The organism is Pseudomonas asiatica (genome assembly GCF_009932335.1).
In the GTDB taxonomy this organism is placed as follows: domain Bacteria; phylum Pseudomonadota; class Gammaproteobacteria; order Pseudomonadales; family Pseudomonadaceae; genus Aquipseudomonas; species Aquipseudomonas asiatica.
Map to the genome: position 1 here is coordinate 948,549 of NZ_BLJF01000003.1, position 14,070 is coordinate 962,618.

At 63.9% G+C, this 14,070-nt stretch carries 13 protein-coding genes; 8 read left to right on the forward strand and 5 right to left on the reverse strand.

Going from position 1 to position 14,070, the window contains the following annotated elements; genetic code table 11:
* Nucleotides 1-12: 12 nt before the first annotated feature.
* From rodA to GYA95_RS26940, 8 genes are all read left to right on the forward strand, one after another.
* Nucleotides 13-1,116 (forward strand): rod shape-determining protein RodA, encoded by a 1,104-nt coding sequence (rodA, locus tag GYA95_RS26905; protein ID WP_015271941.1) that lies wholly within the window; start codon nt 13-15, stop codon nt 1,114-1,116.
* A gap of 17 nt (nt 1,117-1,133) precedes the next feature.
* Nucleotides 1,134-2,144: a lytic murein transglycosylase B gene (mltB, locus tag GYA95_RS26910; protein ID WP_015271940.1), complete on the forward strand. Its 1,011-nt coding sequence runs from the start codon at nt 1,134-1,136 to the stop codon at nt 2,142-2,144.
* Nucleotides 2,144-3,145: a septal ring lytic transglycosylase RlpA family protein gene (locus tag GYA95_RS26915; protein ID WP_013974354.1), complete on the forward strand. Its 1,002-nt coding sequence runs from the start codon at nt 2,144-2,146 to the stop codon at nt 3,143-3,145. The genes mltB and GYA95_RS26915 overlap by 1 nt, the downstream gene beginning before the upstream one ends.
* 269 nt (nt 3,146-3,414) lie before the next feature.
* Nucleotides 3,415-4,575: a D-alanyl-D-alanine carboxypeptidase family protein gene (locus tag GYA95_RS26920; RefSeq protein ID WP_013974353.1), complete on the forward strand. Its 1,161-nt coding sequence runs from the start codon at nt 3,415-3,417 to the stop codon at nt 4,573-4,575.
* Nucleotides 4,576-4,648: 73 nt separating this feature from the next.
* Entirely contained in the window at nt 4,649-4,924 is a 276-nt protein-coding gene (locus GYA95_RS26925) for a DUF493 domain-containing protein (protein ID WP_003249736.1), read from the forward strand.
* A complete protein-coding gene (lipB, locus tag GYA95_RS26930; RefSeq protein WP_013974352.1) occupies nt 4,924-5,571 on the forward strand; it encodes a lipoyl(octanoyl) transferase LipB in 648 nt (215 codons plus the stop codon). Before GYA95_RS26925 ends, lipB begins: the two co-directional genes overlap by 1 nt.
* A gap of 2 nt (nt 5,572-5,573) precedes the next feature.
* Nucleotides 5,574-6,590: a lipoyl synthase gene (lipA, locus tag GYA95_RS26935; RefSeq protein ID WP_015271939.1), complete on the forward strand. Its 1,017-nt coding sequence runs from the start codon at nt 5,574-5,576 to the stop codon at nt 6,588-6,590.
* 87 nt (nt 6,591-6,677) lie between these two features.
* A complete protein-coding gene (locus tag GYA95_RS26940) occupies nt 6,678-7,616 on the forward strand; it encodes a S66 peptidase family protein (RefSeq protein WP_015271938.1) in 939 nt (312 codons plus the stop codon).
* A gap of 134 nt (nt 7,617-7,750) precedes the next feature.
* On the opposite strand, the gene GYA95_RS26945 is transcribed toward GYA95_RS26940, so the two are convergent.
* The 5 genes from GYA95_RS26945 to leuS form a co-directional block, all read right to left on the reverse strand.
* Nucleotides 7,751-9,067, reverse strand: coding sequence for a lytic murein transglycosylase (locus GYA95_RS26945; protein WP_015271937.1), 1,317 nt, complete (start codon nt 9,065-9,067; stop codon nt 7,751-7,753).
* Nucleotides 9,068-9,127: 60 nt separating this feature from the next.
* The gene (gene arfA / locus GYA95_RS26950) at nt 9,128-9,292 is read right to left on the reverse strand and encodes an alternative ribosome rescue factor ArfA (RefSeq protein ID WP_003257578.1); all 165 of its coding nucleotides are present in this window, start codon (nt 9,290-9,292) and stop codon (nt 9,128-9,130) included.
* 203 nt (nt 9,293-9,495) lie between these two features.
* Nucleotides 9,496-10,533 (reverse strand): DNA polymerase III subunit delta, encoded by a 1,038-nt coding sequence (gene holA, locus GYA95_RS26955; protein ID WP_015271936.1) that lies wholly within the window; start codon nt 10,531-10,533, stop codon nt 9,496-9,498.
* A gap of 39 nt (nt 10,534-10,572) precedes the next feature.
* Nucleotides 10,573-11,178, reverse strand: a complete 606-nt coding sequence (locus tag GYA95_RS26960) for an LPS-assembly lipoprotein LptE (protein ID WP_015271935.1) — start codon at nt 11,176-11,178, stop codon at nt 10,573-10,575.
* Nucleotides 11,179-11,238: 60 nt separating this feature from the next.
* Nucleotides 11,239-13,845, reverse strand: coding sequence for a leucine--tRNA ligase (leuS, locus tag GYA95_RS26965; protein WP_015271934.1), 2,607 nt, complete (start codon nt 13,843-13,845; stop codon nt 11,239-11,241).
* Nucleotides 13,846-14,070 lie beyond the last annotated feature (225 nt).

Consider the following 14,070-nt stretch of genomic DNA (forward strand, 5'->3'; position numbering starts at 1 on the left):
AGCGAGGATGTGATGCGTCGGCGCGCCAGCTTTCTGCAGCGCATCCACGTCGACGGCCCTTTGCTGATCATTCTGCTGACCCTCGCGGCCGGCAGCCTGTTCGTCCTGTATTCGGCCAGTGGCAAGAACTGGGACCTGCTGCTCAAGCAGGCCACCTCGTTCGGCATCGGCCTGGTGTCGATGTTCATCATCGCCCAGCTGGAGCCGCGCTTCATGGCTCGCTGGGTGCCGCTGGCCTACCTGGCCGGGGTGCTGTTGCTGGTGGTGGTGGACGTGATGGGCCACAACGCCATGGGCGCCACGCGCTGGATCAACATCCCCGGGGTGATCCGCTTCCAGCCCTCGGAGTTCATGAAGATCATCATGCCGGCGACCATCGCCTGGTATCTGTCCAAGCGCACGTTGCCGCCGCATCTGAAGCATGTGGCGATCAGCCTGGTGCTGATCGGCGTGCCGTTCATCCTGATCGTGCGCCAGCCCGACCTGGGTACGGCGCTGCTGATCCTCGCCTCCGGGGCTTTCGTGCTGTTCATGGGCGGGCTGCGCTGGCGCTGGATCCTCAGCGTACTGGCGGCTGCGGTGCCAGTGGCGGTGGCGATGTGGTTCTTCGTCATGCATGACTACCAGAAGCAACGGGTACTGACCTTCCTCGACCCGGAAAGCGACCCGTTGGGCACTGGCTGGAACATCATCCAGTCGAAGGCGGCGATCGGCTCGGGCGGTGTGTTCGGCAAGGGCTGGCTGCTCGGCACCCAGTCGCACCTGGATTTCCTGCCGGAAAGCCACACAGACTTCATCATCGCCGTGCTCGGCGAGGAATTCGGCCTGGTCGGCATCTGCCTGCTGCTGATCGTCTACCTGCTGCTGATCGGCCGTGGCCTGATGATCACCGCCCAGGCGCAGACCCTGTTCGGCAAGCTGCTGGCGGGCAGCCTGACCATGACCTTCTTTGTGTACGTGTTCGTCAATATCGGTATGGTCAGCGGCCTTCTGCCCGTGGTGGGCGTGCCGCTGCCCTTCATCAGCTATGGCGGAACTTCGTTGGTGACGCTGCTGTCAGCGTTTGGCGTTCTGATGTCGATCCACACGCACCGCAAATGGATCGCTCAGGTTTGAATAAGGTGAAGAATTTCATGCAAGCAGTGCGTAACTGGGCTGCCCGTTGTGCGCCGTGGATCGGCGCGGTGGGCCTGTTCGGCGCTGTACAGCTGGCCCATGCCGGCGATTATCAGGGCTCGCCGCAGGTGGCCCAGTTCGTTGGCGAAATGAGCCGCGACTATGGCTTTGCCCCTGAGCAGCTGATGGGTGTGTTCGCGGAGGTGCAGCGCAAGCAGTCGATCCTCGACGCCATTTCGCGCCCGGCCGAACGGGTAAAGCCGTGGAAGGACTACCGGCCGATGTTCATCACTGACGCGCGTATTGCCCGCGGTGTGGACTTCTGGCGCCAGCACGAAGCGGTGCTGGCCCGTGCCGAGCAGGAATATGGCGTGCCGGCGCAGTACATCGTTGCCATCATCGGCGTGGAAACCTTCTTTGGCCGCAACACCGGTAACTACCGGGTGATCGATGCCTTGTCGACCCTGGGCTTCGACTACCCGCCACGGGCGGAATTCTTCCGCAAGGAGCTGCGCGAGTTCCTGCTGCTGGCCCGTGAGGAACAGCTCGACCCGCTGACGCTCAAAGGCTCCTACGCTGGTGCAATGGGCCTGCCGCAGTTCATGCCGAGCAGCTTCCGCAACTTCGCGGTGGACTTCGACGGCGACGGCCACATCAATATCTGGAACAACCCGGACGATGCCATTGGCAGCGTGGCCAGCTACTTCAAGCGCCACGGCTGGGTGCCCGGCGAAGGTGTGGTCAGCCGCGCCTGGGTGGACGGTGGGCGCGCCGACGAAGGCCTGACCACCGGCATCGAGCCGGTAAAAACCGTTGGGGAGTTGCGCACGCTTGGCTGGTCGGTCCATGATTCGTTGCGCGATGATCTGCCGGTTACCGCCTTCCGTCTCGAGGGCGACAATGGCCCCGAGTACTGGATGGGCCTGAAGAACTTCTACGCGATCACTCGCTACAACCGCAGCGTGATGTATGCCATGGCGGTGCATCAGCTATCGGAACAGCTGGTTCAAGCACGGGGCGTCAAGTAATGCGCGCAATCATCTCTGGCAAATCTTTCAAGCTGCTCACCTGCCTCGCCGTGGGCGTGGTGCTGGCCAGCTGTTCGTCCAACCGCCCGCCCCAGCAAAGCAGTGGCAACGTGGTGCGCACCCAGCCGGGCCTGGACATCAACCGCGCGCACAAGGACGGCGCGCCGTGGTGGGACGTGGATGTGAACAAGATCCCCGACGCCACGCCAACCGTGCACACCGGCAACTACAAGGCCAACCCGTACACGGTATTGGGCAAGACCTACTACCCGATGCAGGACTCGCGCAATTATCGCGCGGAAGGTACCGCGTCGTGGTATGGCACCAAGTTCCACGGCCAGAACACCGCCAACGGCGAGCTGTACGACCTGTACGGCATGAGCGCGGCGCACAAGACCCTGCCGCTGCCGGCCTACGTGCGGGTGACCAACCTGGCCAACGGCCGTAGCGTGATCTTGCGGGTAAACGACCGTGGGCCGTTCTATTCGGACCGCATCATCGACTTGTCCTATGCCGCGGCGAAAAAGCTCGGTTATGCCGAGATTGGCACCGCGCACGTGCGCGTCGAAGGTATCGACCCGCAGCAGTGGTGGGCCCAGCGTGGCCAGACGCCACCGATGGTGCTGAAGGAGCCCCAGGTGGCCCAGACCCAGGCGATCCCGGCCAGTACCGGGCGCGTCGAGCAATGGACCCCGCCGCCCCAGCAGCATGCAGCGCCGGTGGTGCCGGTGCAGGTGGCCGGCAACAACGTGCCGGCCGGCAGTGGCGGCAGCTTCCTGCAGGTGGGTGCCTTCGCCAACCCGGACGCCGCCGAACTGCTGCGCTCCAAGCTCAGCAGCATGGTCAGCGCGCCAGTGTTCATCAGCTCGATCGTGCGTAACCAGCAGACCCTGCACCGCGTGCGCCTCGGGCCGATCAACAGCCAGGGCGAGATCCAGCAAGCGCAGGACAGCATCCGCCTGGCGAACCTTGGGCAGGCCAAGCTGGTCACAGCTGACTGACCGCGTTGCCTTCTTCGCGGGCACGCCCGCTCCCACAGGGCATGCGAAACCCTGTGGGAGCGGGCGCGCCCGCGAAGAAGGCAACACCAAACTGTCGGTTTTGTCATGAATTGACGGGCGCGGGCATGTACAATGTCGGCTTTTGCCCGCAGCGACATAAAGCCGCACATTGCGAGCCAGGCCTACGGCCGCAAAAACTAGACTGACTGGCGCTGGGCACATGATCTTGCCCAGGGAACATCAGACCATTAGCGATTTTCGAGAGACGGATGAACATCACCAACCTTGCCAAACGACTTTGCCTGCCCGTACTGCTGATGATCACGCCTGCCGCCTTCGCGGCTGAGCAGATGACGCCGGCGCCACCGCAACTGGCAGCCAAGTCCTACGTACTCATGGATGCGTCCAGCGGCAACGTGCTGGTCGAGAACAACGGTGACGAGCGCCTGCCGCCTGCCAGCCTGACCAAGCTGATGACGGCCTACATCGCCACCCTGGACATCCGTCGCGGCCAGATCGGTGAAAACGACCCGGTTACCGTCAGCGAAAACGCCTGGCGGACCGGCGGTTCGCGCATGTTCATCAAGGTGGGCAGCCAGGTGACCGTCAGCGACCTGCTGCACGGCATCATCATCCAGTCCGGCAACGACGCCTCGGTCGCCCTGGCCGAGCACATCGCCGGCAGCGAAGACGCCTTCGCCGACATGATGAACAAGACCGCTGCCGACCTGGGCATGGCCAACAGCCACTTCATGAACCCGACCGGCCTGCCGCACCCGGACCATTACTCGTCGGCCCACGACATGGCTACCCTGGCCCGTGCGATCATCAATGTCGACCCGGCCCACTACGCCATCTACTCGCAGAAAGAGTTCTTCTGGAACAACATCAAGCAGCCAAACCGCAACCTGCTGCTGTGGCGTGACAAGACTGTCGACGGCCTGAAGACCGGCCACACAGACGAAGCCGGCTACTGCATGGTGGCTTCGGCCGTTCGCGATGGCCAGCGCCTGATCGCCGTGGTCTTCGGCACCAACAGCGAGCAGTCGCGTGCTGCCGAGACCCAGAAGCTGCTGACCTATGGCTTCCGCTTCTTCGAAACCCAGACCTTCTACCAGAAGGGTACCGAGCTGACCAAGTCGCCGGTCTGGAAGGGCGCGACTGGCGAAGTGAAAGCTGGCCTGGCCAACGACCTGACCCTGACTATGCCTAAAGGCCAATTGAAGCGCCTGCAGGCTTCGATGACCATGAACCCGCAGCTCACCGCGCCAATCGCCAAAGGTGACGTGATCGGCAAAGTGGAAGTCAAACTGGACGAGAAAGTGGTTCACAGCGCCGACCTGATCGCCCTCGATGGCGTCGAGGAAGGTGGTTTCTTCCGCCGTATGTGGGATAGCATCCGTCTATTCTTCTACGGGTTGTTCAACTGATACGTGACCTGCATGCCCCCGCGTATCCTGCGGGGGCGTTGTTGTTGCCACGGCTTACGAGGCCGTTTCCGCCATGAGCGAACCAGACGTCAAGTCGCACAAGATCGAATTCCCCTGCGACGATTACCCGATCAAGGTCATCGGTGACACCGTTGTCGGCTTCAAGGACACGGTGATCGAGATCCTGAGCAAGCACGCGAAGGTCGACCTTTCCACCCTGGCCGAGCGCCAGAGCAAGGAAGGCAAGTACACCACCGTGCAATTGCACATCGTTGCCGAAAGCGAGAACCAGCTGCACGATATCAACAGCGCCCTGCGCGCTACCGGCATCGTGAAAATGGTGCTCTGATGTCCGCCTGCCTCGGTTTTCGCGAGCTTGGCCTGCAGCCCTACGAACCGGTGCTGGAGGCCATGCGTCGCTTCACCGAGCAGCGCAGCCCGGACAGCCAGGATGAAGTCTGGCTGGTCGAGCACCCCGCGGTCTTCACCCAGGGCCAGGCCGGCAAGGCCGAGCACCTGCTGGTGCCGGGCGACATCCCGGTAGTGCAGACCGATCGCGGTGGCCAGGTGACCTACCATGGCCCCGGGCAGCTGGTGGCCTACCTGCTGCTGGATGTGCGCCGGCTGGGCTTTGGCGTGCGTGAGCTGGTCAGCCGTATCGAGCAGACCCTCATCGACCTGCTCGCCAGTTACGATGTCCAGGCCGCGGCCAAGCCCGATGCCCCGGGCGTCTATGTCGACGGAGCGAAAATCGCCTCCCTCGGCCTGCGAATCCGCAACGGCCGTTCGTTCCACGGCCTTGCCCTGAACGTGGACATGGACCTCGCGCCATTCCGCCGAATCAACCCCTGCGGCTATGCGGGGCTGGCGATGACCCAGCTGCGCGACCTGGCAGGCCCGATCGAACTCGACGAGGTCAGGACAAGGCTGCGCGGACAGCTGGTCAAGCACCTCGACTACGCTGAGCAGACGACCCTCACGGGCGGAATCGACTGAATATGACAACTGTGCAAGAAGCCGTGCCGAACCTGATACCTACCCAGGATGCCACCCCGCGCCAAGCGCCGAAGAAGGTGGAAGCCGGGGTCAAGCTGCGTGGTGCCGAAAAGGTGGCGCGCATTCCGGTGAAGATCATCCCCACCGAAGAGCTGCCGAAGAAGCCCGACTGGATCCGCGTGCGTATCCCGGTGTCGCCCGAGGTAGACCGCATCAAGCAACTGCTGCGCAAGCACAAGCTGCACAGCGTATGCGAAGAGGCATCCTGCCCGAACCTGGGCGAGTGCTTCTCCGGTGGTACCGCCACCTTCATGATCATGGGTGACATCTGCACCCGTCGTTGCCCGTTCTGCGACGTTGGCCACGGCCGGCCGAAACCGCTGGACCTGGACGAGCCGAAGAACCTGGCCATCGCCATCGCCGACCTGCGCCTGAAGTACGTGGTGATCACCTCGGTGGACCGCGACGACCTGCGTGACGGTGGTGCCCAGCACTTTGCCGACTGCATCCGCGAAATCCGTGCGCTGTCGCCGGGCGTACAGCTGGAAACCCTGGTGCCGGACTACCGTGGGCGCATGGATATTGCCCTGGAGATCACCGCGCAAGAGCCGCCGGATGTGTTCAACCATAACCTCGAGACCGTACCGCGCCTGTACAAGGCCGCGCGCCCGGGTTCGGACTACGACTGGTCGCTGGACCTGCTGCAGAAGTTCAAGCAGTTGGTGCCGCACGTACCGACCAAGTCGGGCCTGATGCTCGGCCTGGGCGAGACCGACGAGGAAGTGATCGAAGTGATGCACCGTATGCGCGAGCATGACATCGACATGCTCACCCTCGGCCAGTACCTGCAGCCGTCGCGCAGCCACCTGCCGGTGCAGCGTTTTGTTCACCCGGACACCTTCGCCTGGTTCGCCGAGGAAGGTTACAAGATGGGCTTCAAGAACGTCGCTTCCGGCCCGTTGGTGCGTTCTTCGTACCACGCTGACCAGCAGGCTCACGAAGCCAAGATCAAGCTCTGAGCCAAGCACAGAGCCACGCATGCCGATGCGCGCCGAAGGGCCGCATCGGCATTTTTGTTTGTGCCACACGCGCTGCAAGGAGCCGCGATGAATTGCGCCGAAACCTTCCAACCCAGCCTGCCAGCCGCGCTGCCGCGTGATGCCTGTTTTGCCATTGTCGCCCCGGCGGGCGCGGCGCGGCTGGATACGCACAAGGTCAACCAGTGGTTCGTTGATAGAGGCTACAGCTGCCGCATCTATCCGGGAGCCCTTCAGGCCCAAGGCTATCTGGCGGGGCCGGACCGGCAGCGGTTACAGGACCTGCATGATGCCTTTGCCGACCCGGCCATCGACGCCATTCTGTGCATGCGTGGGGGGTACGGCAGCATGCGCCTGCTCGACCAGCTCGATTTCGAACTGATCCGGCGCAACCCCAAGCCACTGATCGGTTACAGCGACATAACCGCGCTGCACACGGCGATCTACCGGCATACCGGGCTGCTCACCTTCCATGGCGGGATGCTCAATGCCGACCTGCTGGGGGCCAAGTTGCCGCCAACCGAGACTTCGTTGCTGGCGCAGCTGGGTGGGCATGTGCGGGCAGGTGAGCAGATCGTGCACCCTGCTGACTTCGCATTGAGCAGCGTGCTGCATGGGGTGGCCAGCGGGCCGCTGCTGGGCGGCAACCTGTCGATGCTGGGCGCGACCCTGGGGACGATTGCCGAGCTGGATACGCAGGGCTGCATCCTGTTCATCGAGGACGTCAACGAGCCGCTTTACCGGGTGGATCGCTTGCTGACCCAGCTGCGCCTGGCAGGCAAGCTGGAGGGGGTGAAGGGTGTGCTGGTGGGGGACTTTGCCGGGATTACCACTGCGGCGTTGACGCCCCTGCTGGAGGATATCTTCGCGCCGCTGGGTGTGCCGGTGCTGGCCGGGTGGCGCAGTGGGCATTGTGACCCGAATGTGTGCTTGCCGTTGGGGGCTCGTGTAAGGCTGGACAGTGATCGGCAGAGCTTGCTGCTGGAGCAGGATCTTTTCCAGGCTTGAGATTGTCGGGGCTGCTTTGCAGCCCATCGCGACACAAGGCCGCTCCTACAGGAGACCGCGTTACCCCGATGGTTCGCGATCGCTTGTAGGAGCGGCCTTGTGTCGCGATGGGCCGCGCAGCGGCCCCAAGATTCTCACTGCTGACGCAGGCTCTCGAGCAGCTTGTGCGTCGGATACCCATCTGCCGGCCACCCCAGCCCCTGCTGGGCATTGCGGATCGCCTTGCGGGTATTGGCGCCAATGATGCCATCGGCATTGCCGGCTTCGTGCCCATTGCTGTTCAGCAGGTTCTGCAGCTCCATGCGCTCGCTGCGGCTGAGCGGCAGGTCTTCTTTCGGCCAGCTGCCGGCAATGAAGCCCCAGCCCGTGAAGCGATCACCCAGCAGGCTTACCGCCAGCGCGTAGGATGACGAATTGTTGTACTTGAGGATGGCGCGGAAGTTGTCCAGCACCAGGAACGCCGGGCCACGCGCGCCCGCTGGCAGCAGCAGGGCGGCAGACAGCTGGTTGCTGCCCACTGGCAACTGGGTACCGGCAGGCAGTTTCACGCCCATCGCCAGCCACTCGCTCACCGGCTTGCGCAGGGCGCCATCGGCCTGCCAGTAATCGAAGCCAGGCGGCACCTGGACCTCGAAGCCCCACGGCTGGCCACGTTTCCAGCCCGAGCTCTGCAGGTAGTGCGCGGTCGATGCCAGGGCGTCTGCCGTGCTGTTCCAGATGTCACGGCGGCCATCGCCGTCGAAGTCCACGGCATGGGTGTTGTAGGTGGTCGGGATGAACTGGGTCTGGCCCATGGCGCCGGCCCACGAGCCACGCATGGCCTCAGGCTGGATGTCGCCATGCTGGATGATCTGCAGCGCAGCGATCAGCTGGTCCTGGGCGAACTGCGGGCGGCGGCCCTCATAGGCCAGGGTGGCCAGCGAGCGGATCACCGATTTGCTGCCCTGGAACTGGCCGAAGTTGCTCTCCATGCCCCATACCGCGACCAGCACCTGGCGATCGACGCCATAGCGTTGCTCGATGCGGGTCAGCAGTTCGGCGTTCTGCTCCAGCAGCTTCTTGCCGTTGCGTACACGCAGGGGCGACAGGGCGCCTTCGAGGTATTCCCATACCGGGCGGGTGAACTCCGGCTGGCTGCGATCAGCCTTGATCACGTCCATGTCGGGGGTGACGCCGAGGAAGGCGCGGTCGAAGGTGTCCTGCGAAATGCCGGCTTGCAGGGCTTGCTGGCGAAAGCCCGCTTGCCATTGCGCGAAGGTTTGCAGAGGCTGGATTTCAGTGTTGGTGTCGGGCGTCGTGCCGGGCAGGGTCACCACCGGGGCAGGCTGGGCGGGGGCCAGCGGCAGGGCATCGGCGGCGGTGGGCTTTTCTGCGCAGGCCACGAGCAGGATGAAACTGGAGGCCGCGATCAGCTGACGGGTTTTCCAGCGGGGGAGAAGACTGAGGAGCATTCACAGATCCAGAATTGCAGGTCAGGTGATGACCATACCATGCCTGCGCTTTCGATGCTTTCATGCAGCCAAAAAGTAGGAAGCCTCCCAATCTCTCGATTGGAAGGCTTCGCGGCGGTAGCTGCCTTTGCCCTTGTTCGGCTGTTCCTGGCGGCAGCGGAACAGCGGTTGGGCGATGATCGACTTGGCCTTGTTGGGGCCGTGCTTTTTCGGCTTTTTGCTCATGGCGGGATTCCCGGGTTGGGTGGGTTTCGCGGCGCACTGTAGGGCTTGGGGCAGGGTGGGGCCAATTGATTGTGTTTATGGTTCGAGATGTTGGGGACATTGCAGCCCTGTGGGAGCGGGCGTGCCCGCGAACACCGGCGAAGCCGGTGCCATCCACCGTGTCGCCTGATTCGCGGGCATGCCCGCTCCCACAGCGGCCCCAGTTACTCGGGAGGCAGTGCCAGGCGCTGGCCGGCCATCAGCAGCGACAAGCGCGCCAGGCCGGTCCACGGCGAGCCCTCTGCCTGGCCCTTGATCTGTGCATCAATACGCTGGGCATCTTGCAGCAACTGCGCCCAGCGCTGCGCCGACAGGCGCTGCAGGGCCTTGCTGACCAGTGGCCGGCGTTTGTCCCAGATCGGCGGGCGGGCCTGGCTGAAGGCCTTGTCCAGCGGTACACCCTGGCTGAACTGCTGGGCCAGCCCGGCCAGCTGGCGCAGCTCACGGGCCAGGGCCCAGAGAATCACTGGTGGCTCAACGCCTTCACCGCGCAAGCCTTCGAGCATGCGCAAGGCATGCGCGGCTTCGCCGTTGAGAATGGCATCGACCAGGCCGAAGACATCGAAGCGGGCGCTGTCGGCGACGGCGGCCTGCACGGTCTCCACTGTGATCTGGTTACCTTCGGCGAGCAGCTTGAGCTTTTCGACTTCCTGCGCGGCAGCCAGCAGGTTGCCTTCCACGCGTGCGGCGATCAGGTCGACGGCGTCACGCTGTGCAGAAAGGCCGGCCTGCTGCAAGCGCTGGTTGATCCACTGCGGCAACTGGTGCACATCCACCGGCCAGATCTGGATGAACTGGCAATGGGGACCTTCGATCAGGGCCTTGCCCCACTTGGTCTTCTGCGCGCTGCCGTCCAGCTTGGGCAGGCTGACCAGCAGCAGGGTGTCTTCGGCCGGGTTGGCGCAGTATTCCATCAGCGCAGCAGCGCCTTTGTCACCGGGCTTGCCTGAGGGCAGGCGCAATTCCAGCAGGCGGCGCTGGGCGAACAGGGACAGGCTGGCGCCAGCCTGGAGCAGGGTGCCCCAGTCGAAATTGGCGTCGGCACTGAATACCTGGCGTTCGTCGTAGCCCTGCTGGCGTGCGGCGTTACGGATGGCGTCGGCGGCTTCCTGGCACAGCAGCGGGTCGTCGCCGCTGACCACGTAGACCGGTGCCAGGGCACCTTGCAGGTGCTTGTTGAGTTGGGCGGGGGCGAGCTTCATGGGGAACAGGCGGGGCACCCGAGGGTACCCCGCTCGGGCTTAGTTGCCCGGTACTTCCAGTGGCGACTGCTGAGGCGTTTCGGCCTGCTGGCGGCGAGCGGCCTCCAGCGCAGCGGCTTCGGCTTTGGCACGCTCGTCGGCTTGACGCTGCAGCTCGTCCAGCTGGGACGGGGTCAGCATCTGCAGGCGAACGACCATGGCGTTGACCAGGTCGCGACGCATTTCTTCACGGGCACGGTTGGCTTCCTGTTCGGAGCCGGTGATGTTCGAGCCGTCCCGCAAGTAGATCTTGCGCACTTCCACCTTGTCGCTCATCAGCTCCAGGTTGTTCAGGCCCTGGATGCTGTAGTTCAGCACGGTGGTCAGCTCGTACTCGGCGGTACGGTTGCCACTGTTGTAGGTCGCCGAGCGCTCGCGCTCCTGCTCGTTGGTCAGCACCAGGCGGTACGGTGCACCAGCGTGCACGTTGACGCCGCTACGCTGCAGTACTTCACGCAGCTGGACCACGGTCGGGCCGTAGGCGTTGCGTGCGCTTACGTCCATTTCCTTCACGCTCAGCTCGGTGGAGCCGGTGCCACGCAGCTGGAAACCGCAGGCGCTGAGCATGACCGCCAGGCCAATTACCAGCAAATTGCGTTTGATCATGTTGTTGCTCCCTTGTGGGCCTGTTCGCCCGCCCGCAGTGCCTGCGGGCGGGCGTTGCCATCAGTTGGCGACGATGTTGACCAGCTTGCCCGGAACCACGATGACCTTGCGGATGGTCAGGCCATCGATGAAGCGCAGGACGTTCTCGTTGCTGCGCGCGGCGGCTTCGATTTCTTCGCGGCTGGCGGCGGCCGGCATTTCGACCTGGCCACGCAGCTTGCCGTTGACCTGCACCACCAGGGTGACGGTGTCCTGTACCAGGGCTGCCTCGTCGACGGCTGGCCAGCTGGCGTCGATGACTGCCTGCTGGTGGCCCAGCTGTTGCCACAGCTCGTGGGAGATGTGCGGGGTGATCGGAGCCAGCAGCAGGGTAACGGCCTCGAGGCCTTCCTGCAGCAGGGCACGGTCCTGCTCAGTGGCCTGCGGGGCCTTTTCCAGCACGTTCATCACGGTCATCACCTGGGCGATGGCGGTGTTGAACTTGTGGAACTGGCCTACGTCGGTGCTGGCCTGCTTGATGGCGGTGTGGATGGCGCGGCGGATGACCTTCTGCGCGTCGTCCAGGGCGGCGACATCCAGCTTGCCCGGCAGGCCTTGGGCCACGTGGGCCTGGGCCAGGCGCCAGACGCGGCGCAGGAAGCGACTGGCGCCTTCGACGCCGGAGTCGGACCATTCCAGGCTCATGTCGGGCGGCGAGGCGAACATCATGAACAGGCGGCAGGTGTCGGCGCCGTACTGGTCGATCATCGATTGCGGGTCGACGCCGTTGTTCTTCGACTTCGACATCTTCTCGGTGCCACCGATTTCCACCGGCAGGCCGTCGGTCTTCAGGCGGGCGCCGATGATCTTGGCCTTGGCATCGCGCTCGACCTCGACATCGGCCGGGTTGAACCAGTCCTTGCCGCCGTTGCTGGCCACACGGTAGTAGGTTTCGGCGACCACCATGCCCTGGGTCAGCAGGTTCTTGAACGGCTCGTTCGAGGTGACCAGGCCTTCATCACGCATCAGCTTGTGGAAGAAGCGCGCGTACAGCAGGTGCAGGATGGCGTGCTCGATACCGCCGATGTACTGGTCGACCGGCAGCCAGTGGTTGGCCGCTTTCGGGTCGACCATGCCACCTTCGTAGTTCGGCGAGGCGTAGCGGGCGAAGTACCAGGACGACTCGACGAAGGTGTCCATGGTGTCGGTTTCGCGCTTGGCCGCGGTGCCGCATTTCGGGCAGCTGCACTCGTAGAATTCAGGCATGCGCGCCAGTGGCGAACCGGCACCGTCCGGCACCACGTTTTCCGGCAGGGTGACCGGCAGCTGGTCTTCCGGCACCGGTACGTCGCCGCAGGACGGGCAGTGGATGATCGGGATCGGGCAGCCCCAGTAGCGCTGGCGGCTGATACCCCAGTCACGCAGGCGGAACTGGGTACGCGATTTGCCCAGCTCCTTGCGGATCAGGGCGGCTTCGATGGCGTCGAAGGCACCGGCAAAGTCCAGGCCGTCGAATTCGCCGGAGTTGATCAGCTGGCCGTGCTCGCCATAGGCGGCCAGCCACTCGCTGCCGACTTCGTCGCCAGCGCTGGTGCGCACCACGGCCTTGACCGGCAGGTTGTACTTGTGGGCGAACTCGAAGTCGCGCTCGTCGTGGGCCGGCACGGCCATTACGGCGCCATCGCCGTAGTGCATCAGCACATAGTTGGCGACCCATACCGGCAGCTTCTCGCCGGTCAGCGGGTGCTCGACCAGCAGGGAAGTGGCCATGCCCTTCTTCTCCTGGGTGGCCATGTCGGCTTCGGCAACGCTGCCGCTCTTGCACTCTTCGATGAACGCCTGCAGCGCCGGGTTGCCCTGGGCGGCCTGGGTGGCCAGCGGGTGTTCGGCGGCGACGGCGACGTAGGTGGCGCCCATCAGCGTATCGGGACGGGTGGTGAACACCTTGAGGGTGCCTTCGTGGCCGATGCTGGCCATGTCGTACGGGAACTGCACTTCCATGCCGCGCGACTTGCCGATCCAGTTGCGCTGCATGGTCTTGACCTGCTCAGGCCAGCCCGGCAGCTCGTCGAGGCTTTCCAGCAGCTCGTCGGCGTAGTCGGTGATGCGGAAGTAGTACATCGGGATTTCGCGCTTCTCGATCAGCGCGCCCGAACGCCAGCCACGGCCGTCGATGACCTGCTCGTTGGCCAGTACGGTCTGGTCCGCCGGGTCCCAGTTCACGGTACCGTTCTTGCGGTAGATGATGCCTTTCTCGAACAGGCGGGTGAACAGCCACTGCTCCCAGCGGTAGTAGTCGGGCTTGCAGGTGGTGACTTCACGTGCCCAGTCGATGGCCAGGCCCAGGCTCTTGAGCTGGGTCTTCATGTAGTCGATGTTTTCGTACGTCCACTTGGCCGGGGCGACGTTGTTCTTCATCGCCGCGTTTTCCGCGGGCATACCGAATGCGTCCCAGCCCATCGGCTGCAGGACGTTCTTGCCCAGCATGCGCTGGTAGCGGGCAATCACGTCACCGATGGTGTAGTTGCGCACGTGGCCCATGTGTAGCTTGCCGCTCGGGTACGGGAACATCGACAGGCAGTAGTAGGTGTCCTTGCCTGGCTGTTCGGTAACAGCGAACGATTGTTGCTCGTCCCAGAACTTCTGGGCGGCGGCTTCGATATCACGGGGCGTGTATTGTTCGTGCATGGCTACTTTTTGCTGAGAGGGAAGAGACCTTGTTCCAGGCAGCGGAACCTCGCTGCGTCCGGCACTCCGGTGTCGTTTAGAGTGAACGCCGTAGCATACAGCAGCGCCGCGCATCGTGGGAAACCTTCGTTGCGAATGCCCGCTGGTCGCGGCACACGGCTGCTTTTTTCAACGACGCTAAGCTCAGGTGTGGGGGGAGATATTCTTATCTTCAATGAGGTGAAC